Source organism: Halalkalibacter krulwichiae (assembly GCF_002109385.1).
GTDB classification, from domain to species: Bacteria; Bacillota; Bacilli; order Bacillales; family Bacillaceae_D; genus Halalkalibacter; species Halalkalibacter krulwichiae.
Genome location: NZ_CP020814.1, coordinates 3,743,959 through 3,762,739 on the forward strand (window position 1 = coordinate 3,743,959; position 18,781 = coordinate 3,762,739).

Annotated in this window: 14 protein-coding genes and 2 pseudogenes; all 16 read right to left on the minus strand. The window is 40.8% G+C overall.

What is annotated here, in order from left to right; all coding sequences use genetic code 11:
- Nucleotides 1-5: 5 nt before the first annotated feature.
- Nucleotides 6-865: pseudogene (lgt, locus tag BkAM31D_RS18940) on the minus strand (prolipoprotein diacylglyceryl transferase).
- A 38-nt stretch (nucleotides 866-903) separates the two neighbouring features.
- Complete coding sequence (hprK, locus tag BkAM31D_RS18945) at nucleotides 904-1,842, minus strand: HPr(Ser) kinase/phosphatase (RefSeq protein ID WP_066156835.1); 939 nt, start codon at nucleotides 1,840-1,842, stop codon at nucleotides 904-906.
- Nucleotides 1,843-2,094: 252 nt separating this feature from the next.
- Nucleotides 2,095-2,439, minus strand: a complete 345-nt coding sequence (locus tag BkAM31D_RS18950) for a phage holin family protein (protein ID WP_066156837.1) — start codon at nucleotides 2,437-2,439, stop codon at nucleotides 2,095-2,097.
- Complete coding sequence (locus BkAM31D_RS18955; RefSeq protein WP_066156847.1) at nucleotides 2,439-2,639, minus strand: PspC domain-containing protein; 201 nt, start codon at nucleotides 2,637-2,639, stop codon at nucleotides 2,439-2,441. The genes BkAM31D_RS18950 and BkAM31D_RS18955 overlap by 1 nt, the downstream gene beginning before the upstream one ends.
- 41 nt (nucleotides 2,640-2,680) lie before the next feature.
- On the minus strand, nucleotides 2,681-3,787 hold the full coding sequence (locus BkAM31D_RS18960; protein WP_066156951.1) for a DUF4097 family beta strand repeat-containing protein: 1,107 nt from the start codon (nucleotides 3,785-3,787) through the stop codon (nucleotides 2,681-2,683).
- A 214-nt stretch (nucleotides 3,788-4,001) separates the two neighbouring features.
- Nucleotides 4,002-6,874, minus strand: a pseudogene (uvrA, locus tag BkAM31D_RS18965) (excinuclease ABC subunit UvrA).
- Nucleotides 6,875-6,879: 5 nt separating this feature from the next.
- Nucleotides 6,880-8,859: an excinuclease ABC subunit UvrB gene (uvrB, locus tag BkAM31D_RS18970; protein WP_066156854.1), complete on the minus strand. Its 1,980-nt coding sequence runs from the start codon at nucleotides 8,857-8,859 to the stop codon at nucleotides 6,880-6,882.
- A gap of 185 nt (nucleotides 8,860-9,044) precedes the next feature.
- The gene (locus BkAM31D_RS18975; protein ID WP_066156857.1) at nucleotides 9,045-9,269 is read right to left on the minus strand and encodes a DUF2198 family protein; all 225 of its coding nucleotides are present in this window, start codon (nucleotides 9,267-9,269) and stop codon (nucleotides 9,045-9,047) included.
- A 341-nt stretch (nucleotides 9,270-9,610) separates the two neighbouring features.
- The gene (locus BkAM31D_RS18980) at nucleotides 9,611-10,798 is read right to left on the minus strand and encodes a PDZ domain-containing protein (protein ID WP_066156860.1); all 1,188 of its coding nucleotides are present in this window, start codon (nucleotides 10,796-10,798) and stop codon (nucleotides 9,611-9,613) included.
- A 150-nt stretch (nucleotides 10,799-10,948) separates the two neighbouring features.
- A complete protein-coding gene (locus BkAM31D_RS18985) occupies nucleotides 10,949-12,403 on the minus strand; it encodes a S41 family peptidase (RefSeq protein WP_066156863.1) in 1,455 nt (484 codons plus the stop codon).
- 446 nt (nucleotides 12,404-12,849) lie between these two features.
- Nucleotides 12,850-14,208 (minus strand): murein hydrolase activator EnvC family protein, encoded by a 1,359-nt coding sequence (locus tag BkAM31D_RS18990; protein ID WP_066156866.1) that lies wholly within the window; start codon nucleotides 14,206-14,208, stop codon nucleotides 12,850-12,852.
- 77 nt (nucleotides 14,209-14,285) lie between these two features.
- Nucleotides 14,286-15,179: a permease-like cell division protein FtsX gene (gene ftsX / locus BkAM31D_RS18995; protein ID WP_066156875.1), complete on the minus strand. Its 894-nt coding sequence runs from the start codon at nucleotides 15,177-15,179 to the stop codon at nucleotides 14,286-14,288.
- On the minus strand, nucleotides 15,169-15,855 hold the full coding sequence (gene ftsE / locus BkAM31D_RS19000; protein ID WP_066156882.1) for a cell division ATP-binding protein FtsE: 687 nt from the start codon (nucleotides 15,853-15,855) through the stop codon (nucleotides 15,169-15,171). Before ftsE ends, ftsX begins: the two co-directional genes overlap by 11 nt.
- Nucleotides 15,856-16,112: 257 nt before the next feature.
- A complete protein-coding gene (locus tag BkAM31D_RS19005; protein ID WP_066156884.1) occupies nucleotides 16,113-16,472 on the minus strand; it encodes a c-type cytochrome in 360 nt (119 codons plus the stop codon).
- A gap of 69 nt (nucleotides 16,473-16,541) precedes the next feature.
- A complete protein-coding gene (locus BkAM31D_RS19010) occupies nucleotides 16,542-17,414 on the minus strand; it encodes a YitT family protein (RefSeq protein ID WP_066156955.1) in 873 nt (290 codons plus the stop codon).
- A gap of 194 nt (nucleotides 17,415-17,608) precedes the next feature.
- A protein-coding gene (gene prfB / locus BkAM31D_RS19015) for a peptide chain release factor 2 (RefSeq protein WP_157076858.1) occupies nucleotides 17,609-18,713 on the minus strand; the annotation gives its coding sequence in 2 pieces (ribosomal slippage) (nucleotides 17,609-18,640 and nucleotides 18,642-18,713; 1,104 coding nt in all).
- Nucleotides 18,714-18,781 lie beyond the last annotated feature (68 nt).

Sequence of the window (18,781 nt, forward strand, 5' to 3'; positions counted from 1 at the left end):
CTCCATTATTTTTTCTTTTTCTTTTTGTTTTTGCTTTGTTTTTTTGTTGTAGGCAATGCTGGGTCAAAGTACCTCGGCGTATTTGATTGCATTCGACGATAAATAATCAGTATAACCGCGATTACAATCGCGATGATCGATACAACTTGAGCCGTCTTCAGCACACCACCGATCAACAAGTAGTCTAATCGTACTGCTTCAAGCCAGAAGCGTCCGAATGAATAGTAGATCATATACGTCATAAAGATTTCACCTTGGCGCAGGTTAAACCTTCTTAAATAAATAAGCAAAAGAAATCCTAACAAATTCCAAATCGATTCATATAAAAACGTTGGATGATAATAGGTTCCGTTGATATACATTTGATTAATAATAAATTCTGGTAACAGTAAGCTTTCTAAAAATTCTCTCGTAACAGGACCGCCATATACTTCTTGATTCATGAAGTTCCCCCAGCGGCCGATTGCCTGAGCTAAAATTAAACTCGGTGCTGTTATATCAGCAATTTGCCAAAATGAGTATCCACGTTTTTTACAGAAGAAATACGCTGTGAGCATTCCCCGATGACCCCACCGTGAATAGCTAGGCCACCTTCCCATATGTAAAAGACCCGTATCGGATCATCGGCAAATTGCTCCCACCTAAAGATTACGTAATATAGTCTTGCTGATAAAATGGCGATCGGTAAAGCAAATAAAAGCAAATCCGCATATGTATCTTTCGGAAAACCACGCTTCACTGCTTCTCTAGTTGCAATAACGTACCCGATTGCCACCCCTAAACCAATTAAAGCACCGTACCAATAGATCGTAAAAGGCCCTAATTGTAAAAACACCCTACTTAACGGTTCAATTGTTTCTTCCATTGTTCCACCTCACCTTACTTCCTTTGCCTTTAGAAAACTTAACGAAATTCGTCGTGATCTGCTTCTTCAATCACGTCTGTTAACCGCGATGAGAACTCTTGAGCGGCGTCATAGCCAAGACGCTTTAAGCGATAGTTCATCGCAGCCACTTCAATAATAACAGCTAAGTTACGACCAGGTCGAACCGGAACCGTCAACTTTGTAATTTCTGTATCAATAATCTTCATTTTCTCTTCATCAAGTCCTAAACGGTCATAAGCTTTGTTTTGATCCCATAGCTCAAGATGAATGCAAAGTACAATTCGTTTATATGGACGAACCGCTCCCGCTCCAAACAGAGTCATGACATTGATGATTCCTAGTCCACGAATCTCAAGCAAATGTTGGATTAAATCTGGAGAACGCCCTACCAATGTTCCCTCATTTTCTTGACGAATCTCGACCGAGTCATCTGCAACTAGGCGATGTCCACGGCGCACAAGGTCGAGAGCGGTCTCACTTTTACCGACTCCACTATTCCCCGTAATTAATACACCAATTCCATAAATATCAACAAGAACACCATGAACAGCTGTCATTGGTGCAAGCTCACTCTCAAGGTACGTGGTTATGCTACTACTTAAGCGTGTCGTTGGCATATTGGAACGCATAAGTGGTACGCCTACTTTTTCAGCGGCTTCAATTAACTCAGAAGGTACTTCTAACCCTCGTGAAAGAATAATCCCTGGTGTATCATATGTGCACAGCTTGAGCATTCTTTCTTCTTTTTCATGCTGCTTAAGATGTTCAAAAAAAGAAAGCTCTGTTCGACCTAATAACTGCAATCGTTTCGCAGGGTAATACGTAAAGTATCCAGCCATCTCAATTCCGGGCCGCGATAGATCACTTGTTGTAATCGGACGATAAATGCCCTCTTCTCCTGCGATAAGCTCTAAATTAAAACGTTCTAATAAATCATTTGCTGTAACTTTTGCCACTACTCTAATCCCACCTTTATGATCGCTATCCTTACTAGTGTGAAGCTTTTTACATGCTTTTAGTACGCTTGAGCATTTCTGCACGGATTGGTTTGGTTACTTAATCAAACGTTTGTTTAATGCAGAATCGTTAATAAGTACGTTCTCCATTTTATCATGTTTTACCGAAAAAAGCGTAATCGCTGTAAAAATCTGTAGAACAAGGCCAAACAAAAAAAATCGCCCCTGCTTTAGCAGAAGACGAATGACACACTACCCTTTTCGTATCGGTTTTACAACAAACGTTTGAATAAGTGCGATTAGTACCGCAGCTAAGAGCGCCATTCCGAAGCCATTGATGACAAAAGCACTCCCCATTAGTGCTGCTGTCAACATGAGCGTGATTGCACTAATAACAAATAGAAATAGCCCTAACGTCAAAACAGTAATTGGTAATGTTAAAACAACGAGAATCGGTTTAACGACCGCATTTACAATCGTTAATAGCAAACTAGCAATGATTGCAGCTCCAAAACCAGAAAGCTCAAAACCATCAAATAAATACGCAATTCCAAGCAGTATAACTGCATTAATCAATAAACCGATCAGCCATCTCATTACTCTCTCACATCCTCTTCATTCGGTATAATGAATACAGCAATGATATACCCGATAATGAATGGAAATACACCTGATACGAAAAATAAAATGACAGCTAGTAGACGAACAAGAGTCGCGTCAATATTCATATAATTAGCAAGCCCACCGCATATGCCGGCGATTTTTCGATCATATTGTGATCGGTATAAACGTTTCATTTTTTCTCACCTCACTTTGAAAAGCACTCGCTCTAGGAGTTCTACTTTTGATCCTTGACTAGAACAGAGCCGGTATTTGCCGTAGCACTTAATTTTAACCTTGGAGAGGAAACTTGGTTTCCTAGAAAGTTCATTGACTTTTGTGCAAATTCTTTCTTTTCTTCTAGCACTTCATAATCTTCAAGATCGACTGTAAAGCCGCCAACATTTGTTTTTAACTTCCCTTCAATGCGGGTTGTTTTTGGAACAAACAAATGAATGCTTCCTGTCGTCGCTTTTAAATCTGCATATCCAGACTCCGTTAAGTCATCAATGTTATACGTAATGGAACCATTGATCGTCTCAACATCGACATCTTGAATTTTTCCTGTTAACGTAATCGCACCGTTTAACGTTTTACCATCAAACACTTCAATCTCAATTTGTTTGAAATCAATGGCACCGTGTACCGTTTCCGCCATTGCCTTTTTCGCTGTAACATCAGCAAAAGTTAAAGCTCCATTCACCGCATTGACATCAAGAGTATCGACATGAATATGTTCCCCATGGATTTGACCGTTAAACGTGTATAACTTAATATGACTAAATTGTACACGTGGGACATAAATCGTTGTTTGAACTTTGATCGATTTCGTCTTCGTATGGAAAAGCATCTTACGTTCATCCACCCTAAAAGCCGTTTCCTGCAAGAAGACTCTTCTCGCTTCCTCTGTATCCCTTACCCGATACACTTTCGCTTCACACTCAATTCGAATATCTTCCTCGTCCCATGGCTTAAATGTGATTGATCCATTCTCTAAGGAAACATCAAGAGCCGTTGGTTTCATGTCGCGATGTTGAAAAATATGGTCAACGACAACATGAGGGCCGAAGTTAAAATCCAAATCAACATCTTTGATTTTTTGAATCGCCGTCTCAATAAAGTTGGTAAATACATTTGTTGTAGAAGAAGCCGCTTGGCGGGCGCGCTCACGATACTTATCTCCATCTTCCCACTTTACTTTCGTTGTGACTTCAGACTTGTTGCGCGGCTCTGCTTTTGCTTGTTCACTTTCCGGTTTATCAATGGCCTCGAGTAACTTCAAACCTTCTTCTGCCGTTATTTTCCCGTCTTCAATCATCTTTAAAATCATTTTACGCTCTTCCAACTTCGTCACTCCCTTTAATTTCATGAGCATCGGCATTCATTAGTGTTCCCTAAGAAAAAGAAAGCAATGAATCCCTACTGATCTTCTACCAGTATTGTGCTCATTGCTTCCGATGACGATTTATGGCCAAAACGCTCATTCACATTCTTCACTATTGTATTACGAAGAAAGGAAAAATATCGTTTCAACTTTTTTAAACCATTTATAATTTTTTTCAGCTATTTTGGTATTCCTTTTCACGAATCCATTGATCCATCCTAGCTTTGTCTCGTTCTAAAATAGGCTTTAAATATTTTCCTGTGTAAGAACCTGCAACTTCTGCTACTTGTTCCGGAGTACCTTGTGCAACAAGTTGGCCACCTTTGTCCCCGCCTTCAGGTCCAAGATCAATGATGTGGTCAACTGTTTTAATGACGTCAAGATTATGCTCAATTACCAACACCGTATCGCCATTATCGACGAGACGCTGTAACACCTTTAACAGACGATCAATGTCATCAACATGAAGCCCCGTTGTCGGTTCATCTAGTATATAAATGGTCCTTCCAGTCGCTCGTTTATGAAGCTGGGAAGCAAGTTTCACTCGTTGTGCTTCTCCACCAGATAATGTTGTGGCTGGCTGTCCAAGCTTCACATAGCCTAACCCAACATCAACAAGCGTTTGGATTTTCCGATTTATCTTTGGAATGTTCGCGAAAAATTCCAATCCTTCTTCAACCGTCATTTCCAGCACATCAGCAACCGTCTTGCCTTTATACGTTATATCTAGCGTTTCACGGTTGTAACGCTTGCCTTCACATACTTCACAAGGAACATACACATCAGGAAGAAAGTGCATCTCAATTTTAATAATTCCATCACCACGACAAGCTTCACAGCGACCGCCTTTCACATTAAAACTGAATCGACCTTTCTTATAGCCACGCACTTTTGCTTCATTGGTCATTGCAAACACGTCACGAACATCATCAAACACGCCTGTATAAGTTGCCGGATTTGAACGCGGTGTCCGTCCAATTGGAGATTGATCAATATCAATGACTTTGTCAATATGATCAAGTCCGACAATTTCTTTATGTGCACCAGGCTTTTCCTTTGCTCGGTTCAACTTTTGTGCCAATGATTTATACACGATTTCATTAATCAGTGTACTCTTCCCTGAACCAGATACACCGGTTACGGCAATAAAGAGTCCTAACGGAAACTCAACTGTAACATTTTTTAAGTTGTTTTCCGTTGCCTTCTTCACAGTAAACGAGCGTTGTTCCACTGGACGACGTTCACTCGGAATCGGAATGAACTTTTTCCCAGAAAGGTATTGACCTGTTAAGGAATTATCGTCATTCATAATCTCTTCTGGTGTTCCTTGTGCTGTAATTTGACCACCATGCACACCGGCACCTGGTCCAATATCAATAATGTAATCGGCTGCCATCATCGTATCCTCATCATGTTCGACGACAATTAGCGTATTTCCAAGATTACGCATATGCTCTAGCGCCTCAATTAAACGGTCATTGTCACGCTGGTGAAGTCCAATCGAAGGCTCATCCAGTATATAGAGAACGCCCATTAATGACGAACCAATCTGTGTTGCCAAACGAATTCGTTGCGCCTCTCCCCTGAAAGCGTTCCTGCTGACCGACTTAACGATAAATAATCAAGGCCAACATTGATTAAGAAGCCAAGACGGTCATCGATTTCTTTTAAAATTAAGCGGGCAATCGCAACATCCTTTTCAGACAACTCAAGCGTCTCAAAAAATGCTTTCGCATCCTTAACCGAGAGCGCTGTCACATGTCCAATATGTTTGCCACCAATGAATACCGCAAGAGTCTCTTTTTTCAAACGGAATCCTTTACACGTTGGACAATCTTTGTGTGTCATGTACGTTTCCATTTGCTCGCGGGTATAATCAGAACTTGTTTCCTTATAACGGCGGGCAATATTGTTTAAAACCCCTTCAAAAAACACAAGGTTCTCTCGGACTTGTCCAAATTCATTTTCATAACGGAAATAAATCCTGTCCGTGCCACTTCCATATAAAATTTTATCAAGCAGTGATTCAGGTATTTGATCAAGCGGCTGATACATATCAATCTGATAATGTTCGCAAACAGCCTCTAATAACTGCGGATAATATTGTGAACTTGTCGGCTCCCACGCGGCAATCGCATGCTCACTTAGCGACTTTGTCCGATCTGGAATAACAAGATCAAGATCGACTTCAAGCTTATGCCCAAGTCCATCACATGATTGGCAGGCCCCAAACGGACTGTTAAACGAGAACATTCTTGGTTCAAGTTCTGGAATGGAAAAACCACATTCCGGACAAGCATGGTGCTGACTAAACAATAACTCTTCTTCTCCAATGACATCGACAAGCACACGTCCATCCGCTAACGTTAGCGCTGATTCAAGTGAATCGGCTAGACGTGATTCAATCCCTTCTTTCATGACGATGCGATCAATCACTACTTCGATGCTGTGCTTTTTGTTTTTTTCTAATTCAATCTCTTCGCCAACCTCATGCATTTCGCCATCAATCCGCACACGGACATAGCCTTGCTTTTTAATGTCTTCTAGTACTTTGACGTGTGCTCCTTTTCTTCCTGATACGAGTGGGGCAAGAATTTGCATTTTCGTTCGTTCAGGAAACTCCAATAACCGATCGACCATCTGCTGAATCGTTTGCGAAGCTATTTCAATGCCGTGCTTTGGACAGACTGGTTTCCCTATCCGAGCATACAACAAACGCAAATAATCAAAAATCTCCGTCACCGTACCAACTGTCGAACGTGGGTTACGGCTCGTTGTTTTCTGATCAATGGAAATCGCCGGTGATAAACCTTCTATTGCATCGACATCTGGTTTGTCCATTTGCCCAAGAAACTGACGGGCATAGGCAGACAATGATTCAACATAGCGCCGTTGCCCTTCTGCATAAATCGTATCAAAGGCTAATGACGACTTCCCTGACCCAGATAGACCTGTCAAAACGACAAGCTTATCGCGAGGAATCGTTACATCAATGTTTTTTAAATTATGAGAGCGTGCCCCTTTAACGACAATATTCTCTAAAGCCATCTTACTCACCCCTCCGCTTTCAGTTCTAGAACGAGATCTCGTAGTTCCGCTGCTCGTTCAAAGTTCAATTCACGTGCTGCATCTTTCATCTCTTTTTCCATCCGCTCAATCACCGCTTCTCTCTCTTTCTTGCTAAGTTTCTGAGTCGGAGCAGCGTATGAATTTGTTTCTGTCTCTTCAGCTACAAGCGTTGCTTGAATGACATCCGGAATTTTCTTTTGAATCGTCTTTGGTGTAATGCCATGTTTTTCATTGTGTTCTTCTTGAATGGCGCGACGGCGTTTCGTTTCATCGATCGCTAATTGCATTGATTTCGTGATTTTATCAGCGTACATGATGACATGACCATTTGCATTTCTTGCCGCTCGACCGATCGTCTGAATCAGCGAACGATCCGAACGAAGGAAACCTTCCTTATCAGCATCTAAAATTGTCACAAGTGATACTTCTGGGATATCAAGCCCTTCTCTAAGCAAATTGATCCCAACTAATACATCGAATGTACCGATACGAAGCTGTCGAATAATTTCAATTCGCTCTAGTGTTTTGACCTCAGAGTGAAGATAACGCACTTTGATGCCAATTTCTTTCAGATAATCAGTAAGGTCTTCAGACATTTTCTTCGTTAACGTCGTCACAAGTACGCGCTCATTTCGTTCAACACGTGCATTAATTTCACCAATCAAATCGTCAATTTGTCCTTCAATTGGACGGACATCAATTGTTGGATCAAGCAATCCGGTTGGACGAATAATTTGCTCAACCATCTTCGGTGTATGTTCAAGCTCATACGGGCCAGGTGTTGCCGAAACATAAACAGCTTGATGAATCTTCTTTTCAAACTCCTCAAACTGGAGCGGGCGATTATCAAGTGCTGATGGCAAACGAAACCCATGATCCACAAGGACCTGCTTACGAGCGCGGTCTCCATTGTACATTCCCCGCACTTGCGGAAGCGTAACGTGCGACTCATCCATAATAAGAAGAAAATCTTCTGGGAAGAAGTCAATTAACGTATATGGGGTAGCCCCTGCTTCTCGCAAAGTTAAATGCCGGGAGTAATTCTCAATCCCAGAACAGAAACCCATCTCCGCCATCATTTCAATATCATAGCGTGTACGCTGCTCCAACCTCTGCGCCTCAAGGAGCTTTCCTTGCTCATGAAGTTCCTTCAAGCGAGCTTCTAATTCAACTTCTATGTTCGCAATGGCTTTTTTCATTTTTTCTTCACGTGTAACGAAGTGGGATGCTGGGAAAATCGCCACATGATTGCGTTCGCCCTTGATCTCACCAGTGAGAGAATCCACTTCCGTCATTCGATCAATTTCATCTCCGAAAAATTCAACCCGAATACACTGCTCATCTCTCGAAGCCGGAAAAATTTCAACGACATCTCCACGAACACGAAACGTTCCGCGCTGAAAGTTTACGTCGTTACGGTCATACTGAATATCAACGAGCATTCTTAAAAGTTCATTCCGATCTATTTCCATACCAACTCTTAAAGAAACGACTAGCTCTCGGTACTCTTCAGGAGAACCTAAGCCATAAATACACGACACACTCGCGATGATAATGACATCATTGCGCTCAAATAAAGCACTTGTCGCAGAGTGGCGCAACTTATCAATCTCATCATTAATACTTGCATCCTTTTCAATGAATGTATCTGAACTTGGAACATAAGCCTCAGGCTGATAATAATCATAGTAACTAACAAAATACTCAACTGCGTTATTTGGGAAAAACTCTTTAAACTCACTGTACAACTGGCCAGCGAGCGTTTTATTATGAGCCATAATTAACGTCGGTTTGTTGATTTCTTTAATTACATTCGACATCGTAAACGTTTTACCAGTTCCTGTTGCCCCTAGCAAAGTCTGATGCCTTTCTCCTTTTTTAATCCCATTCACTATTTCTTTAATAGCTTCTGGCTGATCCCCCTCTGGCTGATAAGCCGATACAAGTTCAAACGTCTCACTCAAGTCAGATACCCTCCTCGCGAACTGTTCATAAGTAGATGTATTATACCATAGTTAACCAGTTGAAAGCCAAACAATACGAACGTTTGTTTTTAATTTATTAGGAGATTTCTTGGAAGTTTATGCTTTTCACCTTACAAGAAATGACCAAATGCACAGCAAAAAGGAAGACGAATCTCATCGTCTTCCTACATGCCTGGCTTCTTTTTTAATCTTTTCTTTGCTATGATAAGCCCCAACACAAAAGATAGTAACGTAATCACTCCAACTGTCCATGGTTGTTCACTAACCGGCAATACGACCCAGCATACCATCAAAGTGACAATACAAGCCCCAACAATACTAAATGTGACCCGTGTGACAACAACCATTAAGAGAAAAGGAACGACTAGAGCAAGGACTAAGTCCGTCATCCGGTTATTCAAACTCCTTTTTTGATCTCAATCAAGACATCTATAATACATGAGTGCTAGCTCTCTAACATTCATTCATAATATGTTTATTATACTAAGCAATCGCTATGAAAGTAAGTCTATTTCATTAGGAAATATGGTAAAAATTCGATTCATCGACAATTTTCCGGGAAATAGAACAACAGGATGATGGAAATTGACAGTAGACGTCTCATAAAGTCTGATTTTGACCTTTTGAGTCCTCAAATTATCAGGCAGTTGTTTCCTTGTAAAAAAGCTTGGTACGAGACACTCGTACCAAGCTTTGCGTCATGAGGAGCTATTGTCCTTCCCAACTTTCATTACGTAATTGAATCTTGTAAAACAAGGTCATCTTTTACGAGTAAAATCCCTACTTGATGATGCTCACCATCATAGAGAGCTCCTTGGGCAAAGCGTACTTCACCATCATGGTTGAGTACTTCTAACTTACAAAAAGCAGAATTCAATTGCAAAGCATCATAGAAGCTCGTTTCACTATTTACCGCTTGTCCGTTCACCTTGGCAATGGTTTCCCCAACAGAAATTTTCATTTTTTCTGCCGGACTTCCTGGCAGTACCCCTAAAACGATACACCCTTTTGACTTCGTTGCAAATATAGCAGAACGCTTTTCTTCAAGAGCTTTCGTTTGATACGTTAGTAATTCACGACCAACAATTGCCAATACACCTAACACTACAGCTAAAACTGGAACAAAATAACTCCCAATTGCAAACAGTGAAAATAAAAACCCTAGTCCTAAAACGCGATTGCCAATCGCTTTGATCGGATGTGTCGGAATAGAACCGCGAACGACCTGCTGGAAACCAATTAAAAATGGAACAAGAACGGGTTGAAGGGCTACATCCCCTATATGAATAGCTGGCCAATAAGAGATGGCCGGAATAACGCCCTCTGGAATAAACAAAATAACAGGTATGATCCACAGGCGTTTGGCTACATGTAAACCAATCCACTTGCCGCGCTTGCTTTTTTCAAGTCGTGGTGAAGTATAAACAGCCCCGTTGATTCGAATGAGAAACCCTTCCACAATCATTAGAACGATAAGCAAACTGGCAACAGCTACGAGTGGTACTTGTGTAAGAATTTCATAGATTGGTTTTAGGAAATCTATTCTTCCAAGCAACGGCTCAAGCCCATATAGAAGCAATAACAACCCTAACGCATAGACGGGCGTTACCCAACGAAGTTGTGTCGTTACAGCTAATACAAGATAGAACGCCGCAACAATCGCCAGCCATTCCCAGGAGACTACAATGCCGAGGGCTATTGTCACGACAGAGACGTAAATCCCTGCTAACAACGCCGGTAAAAATGGAATTGTAAAATCAGCCATCCTTCGATAAACACGCGTATGAAAGGCCATTCGCTCCTTTTTGACCCTGTAATTGGCCATTAAGTAAAGAATAGCGATGCCGATATATAAAACAGGATTTGCTAAAAAATAAAGGATAAAAACACTAATCATATGTAAGATGTCTGTTATCATAGTTGTGACTCCTTCAACTATTGTTTCTTTCACTATAACAATTTTTTCCGTTAAGACGTATATATTTTTCCTTTTTCATGTAAAAAGGTACATCCTCACTCTAACAGAAGGATGTACCTTTATCATTCGACAAAAGTTTGTCGATTCCTCTTATTCGTTTGCTTGTTTTATTAATAATTCAAGAGCCGTTTGGAACTGATTATCGTTTTCCCTGTCACGAACTTGCTCAACAACCTCTTGTTGAATCAAAGCTGCTGTCTCTTCGTCAATTTCTCCAGTAGGATCAAGATCTTGATCACGTTGGAAGGCTGTTACAGCTTGCTTTGTCTGTTCGCTGTAGTAGCCATCATCGCGCCCAGGTTCAAACCCTAGCCCTTTTAGCATGAGTTGAGCATTTTTAATTTGTTCACTCATCATATCTTCTCGGAGAGCACCAACATCACCAACAGATAGCGGAGCGGAATAGAAATAGTCAGGCTGTCTTACTTCAACAGTCGGTTTGACTCCCTCACCATTAATGTCATTACCGCCAGATGTTAACCATTTAAACAGTGATAATTTCAACTCACTGCCATCACCTAGCTTTATCGTCTGTTGAACGGTCCCTTTCCCAAACGTTTTCTCACCGACAACATCATATCCACCACCCTCAATTAAAGCAGCTGCTAAAATTTCAGAGGCAGAGGCCGACGCTCCGTCTGTAATTCCAATGATTGGATAAGGCTTTGTCTCATTTAAATTAGACATATAGCGGATTTTTTCACCTTCACGATTTTCAATTTGAACAATTGGAGTACCACCTGGGATAATAAGCTTCCCGATGTCTTCAACCGCATTCAAATAACCACCAGGATTTCCACGAACATCAATTAATAGACCATCAATTCCTTGTTCCTCTAGTTCCATTAATTTTTCTTGGAAACGATCAGCTGTATCCTCAGAAAACGAGGTGATTTCAAGTAAACCATATGTCTGACCATCACGTTCTATCACGTCTTTTCGTACCGTTTCGATTGGAATTAGCCCACGTTCAACAGGAATTTCAAATAATTCATTGACTCCTGCCCGTTCTACGGTTAAGCGGACTGTTGTTCCTTTCTCGCCTCTAATTTGCAAGACCGCCTCATAAAGAGAGAGACCATCAATCGATTCACCATCAATCTCAATGATCTTATCATTTGGTTGTAACCCAGCTTTTTCAGCCGGTGAGTCTCGGAATGGAGCAACGATTGTCACTTTACCATTAGTCATGCTGACTTCAGCACCAATCCCCTCAAAATGAGAACCGAGCGATTCAACAAACTGAGTTGCTGTTTCCTGATCCATATAAACAGAGTAAGGATCATCTAATGTACGTAACATGCCTTCAATTGCACCTTCATATAACTCCTGCTCACTAACCTCTTCGACATATTGTTCTTGGATAATCGAAAGAGCCTTTTCAAATTTAGCGGACAACTCTTTACTAGATAACGTTTCCTCTACCTTCTCATCCGCTACAGTTGAGTCTGTTTTCACACTTGGCGGTGAAGATTGAAAATAAAAACCAAATACTCCTAACACAAACACCGCCGCAATAATCATCAGAACCTGCTTCTTATTCATTCTACCAACTCCCACTATGTCTAAAACATGCTTTACCTACAACCAGAATTAAATCCAAGCACTAAAAATGAAAGCAAAAGGCACCACACAAACCGTGCAATGCCTATACCATTCTAAATAAACATAAAAATACCAAAACCCAAAAACATCCCTACATTAATGTATGCATAAATGGACGAGTTATGCAATGAGCGTAGCCGATGCCTTCCCTTAAGCTTTTTATGAGCGCCCTTCTCATAAAAAGCGCGCTAGCTGAACGGAGCCATTGCCATTCCTCGATGATTCCCCTCCAAAAAGTCGCTTTTTACCTTTTGGGATTGGATCTATGCAATGAGCGCAGCCGATGCCAATCCTCTAATGACCCATTTCCTTCATTGTAGTAAACAACCGAAAATAAGTCAAAACCTCACCACTTTTTTCATGCGGTGAGGTTTATATCATTTTATTTAGGGTAAATAACGCATAGGATCTACTGCATTCGCTGAGCCGTTCCATCCGCCTTCATGAACCTCAAAGTGAAGGTGAGCTCCAAATGAATGTCCAGTGTTCCCCATTAAACCAAGACGTTGTCCTTTAGAAACACGTTGTCCTGAAGATACTTCTCTGTTTTCTAAGTGTGCATATAAAGTTGTAACTAAACGACCATTTACTTGGTGCGCAATGATTACAGTATTTCCATAACTATTTGAATAATAGGATTGAACAACTGTACCATCTTGAACCGCTACAACTGGTACGTCACCCGTACGACCATTTTTTCCGATATCTATTCCGTAGTGCATACGTCCACCTGAGAACGCACGAGGGCCAAATCCAGATGTGATAGATCCAGTAGCCGGACGCATAAAGCCAGATCCTGTTACAGGAGGAGCACTATGAACTTGTGATGAACCACTGTTTGAGCTTGAAGAGCTTGAAGAATTTGAACTCGAGTTCGAGCTTGAACTGCTCGAAGAACTACTTGAGCTAGCACTACGAGAAGCTAATTCTTCTGCTTCCTTACGTTTACGCTCTTCTTCTTCTTTTTTGCGTTTTTCCTCTGCTTCAAATGCAGCAAGCTCTTGTTTTAAGGCTTGTTCTTGATTACGCAGAATGTCTTCTTCGCCTTCAAGACCTTCAAGGTCTGCGTGTAACTCACCTTCTGTTGACTGAAGCTGTCCCATAATACGGTCTTTCTCTTGACGTTGTGCTTCTAGATCAGCCATTAACACTTCAAGTTCTGCTAAGTGAGATTCTAATTTTTCTAATTGTACTTCTACTTCTGCTTTTGCTTCTTCCAATTGAAGGTGATCTTCAATATGTGCATCTAAGATGTTACGATCTTGTGTAGCAATAATTGATAATGCACTAACACGATCAAGAAAATCACTAAACGTTTGCGCACCTAAAATAACTTCTAAATAGTTAACCGAGCCACCTGTTTGATACATAGAGCGAGCACGTTCTTTTAGAAGTTCATCTCGTTCTGCAATTCGTTCTTCTAAAATTTTAATTTCTTCTTGAAGTTCCTCAATTTTTTCTTGAACTTCTTCAATTTCAGCACGTTTATCTCGAATCTTTTGATTTGTTTCCGCTACAGCTTCATCTATAGCCTGAATTTCAGCTGTAATATCATTCATTTCCTCTTGTAACTTTTCAATTTCAGATTCTTTCTTTTGTTGTTTCGCTTTAACTTCTGCACGTTCTTTTTCTACATCTGATATTTGGTTTTTGAGTTCAGTATTCGCTAGTGCCTTCGGGTTAAACCCAAAAGAACCCGCTGTTAATATTACCGCTAAGGCGATAAGCCCAAGTTTCCTTTTCATCCAGCTGCTCCTCCTCAACCTTTTTCAACTTGTTATGTAGTTGTTCAAAAAGGCGGTTTGCCTTTTTGAACAGCTTCTTATACTTTTAAGAATTTACGAACCGACATCATGCTTCCCCAGATACCGATAAATGCCCCAATCAAAAGCAGCAATCCTGCAATTTGCCACACGTGTGGGAAGACAGGAAGTAACGAGATGAACATTATTTCAATACGCGCACCTAGATTAGTAAAGATATACGAGTAACCAAATACAATGACGATAATAGGAATAAGCGCTCCTAGTATCCCAAGTAGCATACCTTCCACAAAAAATGGCCAACGAATGAAACCATTTGTAGCTCCAACGAGTTTCATAATTTGAATCTCTCTTTTTCTTGCTACAATCGTTATCTTAATCGTATTAGCGATTAGAAACATCGCTGTAAACATCATACCGACAACGAGAATTAATCCACCTGTGCGTATTAAACTCGTAGCTGTGAACAACCGATCAACATAATCACTTCCATAATTGACACGCTCCACATTCTCAAGAGGCTCAATATTACTAGCAACTTGTTCTGTTAATTGAGGCGTTGTGGAACGAACAACAAAGGAATCATTCAGTGGGTTTTCTTCGCGAATTGACTCGAACACTTCTCCACTTTCTTGTAAACTATCAATCAGTTGATCTAAGCCTTCCTCTTTATCGACATACGTAATCGATTCGATGTTAGGAATTTGCTCTATTTCTGCCAGCAGCTCTGCCTGGTCCTCTTCTGTTGCTGTTAATTCAATATATACTTTTATCTCAACATCCTCTTCAATACCAGTTGCAATATTGTTGACGTTCATAATAAGCAAAATGAACACTCCGACAACAAAAAGCATCACTGCAACGGCACTAATTGATGCAAAGGTCATCCAACCATTTCTACCTAAATTTCGTGTACCTTCTCGAACATGCCGTCCGAGGGTTCTAAGCTTCATAGCCGTAGCTCCCCCTTACTTCATCTCGGACAACTCGTCCACCTTCAATGGCAATGACACGTTTTTTAATTGTGTTAACAATATCTTTATTATGAGTTGCCATAATAATTGTTGTCCCACGGTGGTTGATATCATCTAAGATGTCCATAATTTCCCAAGCTGTGTCTGGATCTAGATTTCCTGTAGGCTCATCGGCTATCAGTACTTCCGGGCTGTTGACAATGGCACGAGCAATTGCTACTCGTTGCTGCTCTCCCCCTGATAACTCATGCGGCAAAGCTCTTGCTTTGTTCTTCAACCTAACAACATCTAAAACATCCATTACTTTTCGTTTAATCACACTTGGATTTTCTTCTATAACTTCTAAAGCAAATGCTACATTCTCATAGACTGATAGACTTGGGAGTAATTTAAAGTCTTGGAATACGACTCCCATTCTTCTTCTTAAAGCAGGAATTTCTCTTTCCTTTAGCTTTGCAAGATTCGTTTTATCTATGAAGATGTCGCCCTTTGTCGGTTTTTCTTCACGATACATCATTTTAATGAACGTCGATTTCCCTGCTCCACTTGGACCAACGACATAAATAAATTCACCTTTATCGATCGAAATCGAGATCCCATTTATCGCTTTAACGTTATTTGGGTAGGCTTTCCATACGTCTTTCATTTCAATCATTTTTTCACATCCCTGCGTTTCTTCTTACTTGTGCTAACGTTGAAGCACAGGATCGTAGCTTGTCCAGACAAAAAAACATGTTGGATTTTCGGTACTTCTGTCGTTTCCTAAATCATTATAACACCTAAACAAATAAATAGGTGGATCATTTATGTTACAATTTCATTTCAAGTTGTTAAAAGATCTTGTAATAAAACCAAAAAAAACCATCTTTCTTTTTCAGAAGATGGCTTTTTTGAGATAAGATTGTTTCGATATTATTGCGATTCAATCCATCTAGCTAAGTTTTCTGCGTCTTCAGCAGGAATGTTAATAGCAGGCATTGTTCCTTGTCCATTTTGGATAACGTTTAGAATTTGCTCAGCAGTATGTCCCTCTCCAGCTAAAGCAGGACCCATAGCTCCTTCTAAGTTTCCACCGTGACAGCTAATACAGCTTGCTTCGTATTGTTCACGAGCCGCAGTCGCATCGAAATCACCTGTTGCTTCTTCCACCGCTGCTTCATCTGCTGGTGCTTCTTCTGGCGCTGCTTCCTCAGGAGCAGGAGCCGCTTCATCACCACCACCACATGCTGTTAGCGCCGTTACTAAGCCAAGTGCAAGTAGAAATTTCTTCATGTCTTCTCCCTCCTTTCTTGGAAAATTAAGGAGTAACTCCATTCAGTATTATAACCCTCTTTTGATGTTTTAAGCTCGTTTAAACCCTTCCCCGAGAACTTCTGTCGCGTTAGAAACAATGACAAACGCTTTTGGATCAACCATTTTGACTACTTGTTTCAATTTTGTGACCTCGGTTTGATGGACAACACACATGAGAACATCGCGTTCTTCGTTCGTATATCCTCCATAACCGCTTAATTTCGTCACACCACGATCAATGTCTCGCAGTAGAACTTGCCGAACTTCTTCTTGATGGTTAGAAATAATGAGAGCTATCTTTGCATAGCCTACCCCCATTTGTACAATATCAACCGTTTTTCCAGTAACAAATAAACTAATTAATGCATAAAGGGCAAGTTCAATCCCAAAAGCGACGGCTGACGTAATAACTATTAATCCATCAATTAGAAAAACGGCGAATCCGAGCGAAAGACCTGAATATTTCTGAATAATTTGTGCTGCTAAATCGGTCCCTCCCGTACTCGCACTTGCTCGAAAGACAATACCAATCCCGAGCCCAACACCGATCCCGCCAAATAATGCTCCAAGAAGCGGATCTTCAAAGCCAACCGACCAGTCTCTCGTTACATAAACAATTAATGGTAAAAAAGCGGTACCTATTAACGTTTTTAAGCCGTATTTAAATCCTCCTAGCAATAAAATACCAAGGATAAATAATGGTATATTCAGCGACCACTGGGTAAACGCTGGTTCAATACCGAAAAGGTGAGCGACAATCGTACTAATCCCGCTCACTCCACCAGAAGCAATTTTATTTGGAAGCAAAAATAAATTAAATGCAATCGCGACAATCGCTGCACCGACTAAAATATATGTATAATCCAATAGTAATTGCTTAGTCCGACTTGGTGGCGGTTGCCCTCTTCGTTGCTTCATCATCATAACAGTCACTCCTTACGTATAGAATGTCCAAATAATCCTTGCGTAGTATAGCATTAGCTTTCATATTCTGTAAATGAGACCGTGCTAACACGGTGATGGAGTGAAGTATATTCGAGATATTTCCTTATTTAAAACCGTAACAAGAGCTCTCTTAACGAGAAAAAGTCACCTAAAAAGGTGACTTCCTCTTATTATTGCCCTAACGCTAAGCGCAGATATGCATCAATAAAACCATCAAGGTCTCCATCCATGACAGAGTTTGTGTTTCCAACTTCATACCCTGTACGGTGATCCTTCACCATGCTGTATGGATGGAAAACATATGAGCGAATCTGGCTTCCCCAGCCGATTTCTTTTTGCTCACCACGAATTTCCGCTAGCTCCGCTTGTTGCTTTTCAATTTCCAATTGATAAAGCTTTGCTTTCATCATTTTCATTGCGCGTTCGCGGTTTTTAATTTGTGACCGTTCCGTTTGACACGTCACAACGGTGTTGGTCGGTACGTGCGTAATACGAACAGCTGAGTCAGTCGTGTTAATATGCTGACCACCAGCTCCGCTTGCACGGTACGTATCAATTTTTAAATCTTCTGGTGATATATCAATTTCGACATTATCATCAAGCTCCGGCATGATCTCACATGAAACGAACGACGTGTGACGGCGACCCGATGAGTCAAATGGTGAAATTCGCACTAAGCGATGAACACCTTTTTCTGCTTTTAAATAACCGTAGGCGTTATGCCCTTTGATTAAGAGGGTAACACTTTTCACACCAGCTTCATCGCCCGGTAAATAATCAAGTGTTTCAACTTTAAAGCTTTTGTCTTCTGCCCAACGCGTGTACATACGAAGCAACATCGACGCCCAGTCTTGAGACTCCGTTCCGCCAGCACCAGGGTGAAGCTCTAGAATTGCATTGTTCTTATCATATGGCTCACTCAGTAAAAGCTGAAGTTCAAAATCATTCATCTCCTGAGAAAGAGCTTTTACCCCAACTTCAAGCTCTTGCTGCAGATCTTCATCAGGCTCTTCTTTGACTAAGTCATATGAAACTTCAAGATCTTCAAACTTCTCTGCTAACTGTAAAAATGTATTCACTTGCTCCTTCAACGCATTTGCTTCATTAATAACTACTTGCGCTGCATCTTGATCGTTCCAGAAATCTGGATCGGTCATTTTTTCGTCCAATTCAGCAATACGCTCTTGCTTCTCATCGAGGTCAAAGAGACCCCCTAAATTCATTTAGTCGTTTTTCCACTTGGGAAAGTTCTTGCTTGATTTCTACTAATTCCATCTTCTCACCTCAGGAGGATGAGCCAGATCTCCTCTGACTCATCCAACTCTTTCTATATTATTGTTATT

Bases quoted from the DNA above. Each gene is read 5' to 3' on its own strand.
- BkAM31D_RS18950 (WP_066156837.1), bottom strand. From the start codon at position 2,439: ATGAGATGGCTGATCGGTTTATTGATTAATGCAGTTATACTGCTTGGA.
- BkAM31D_RS18955 (WP_066156847.1), bottom strand. From the start codon at position 2,639: ATGAAACGTTTATACCGATCACAATATGATCGAAAAATCGCCGGCATA.
- BkAM31D_RS18975 (WP_066156857.1), bottom strand. From the start codon at position 9,269: ATGACGGACTTAGTCCTTGCTCTAGTCGTTCCTTTTCTCTTAATGGTT.
- BkAM31D_RS18980 (WP_066156860.1), bottom strand. From the start codon at position 10,798: ATGATAACAGACATCTTACATATGATTAGTGTTTTTATCCTTTATTTT.
- BkAM31D_RS18985 (WP_066156863.1), bottom strand. From the start codon at position 12,403: ATGAATAAGAAGCAGGTTCTGATGATTATTGCGGCGGTGTTTGTGTTA.
- BkAM31D_RS18990 (WP_066156866.1), bottom strand. From the start codon at position 14,208: ATGAAAAGGAAACTTGGGCTTATCGCCTTAGCGGTAATATTAACAGCG.
- ftsX (WP_066156875.1), bottom strand. From the start codon at position 15,179: ATGAAGCTTAGAACCCTCGGACGGCATGTTCGAGAAGGTACACGAAAT.
- ftsE (WP_066156882.1), bottom strand. From the start codon at position 15,855: ATGATTGAAATGAAAGACGTATGGAAAGCCTACCCAAATAACGTTAAA.
- BkAM31D_RS19005 (WP_066156884.1), bottom strand. From the start codon at position 16,472: ATGAAGAAATTTCTACTTGCACTTGGCTTAGTAACGGCGCTAACAGCA.
- BkAM31D_RS19010 (WP_066156955.1), bottom strand. From the start codon at position 17,414: ATGATGAAGCAACGAAGAGGGCAACCGCCACCAAGTCGGACTAAGCAA.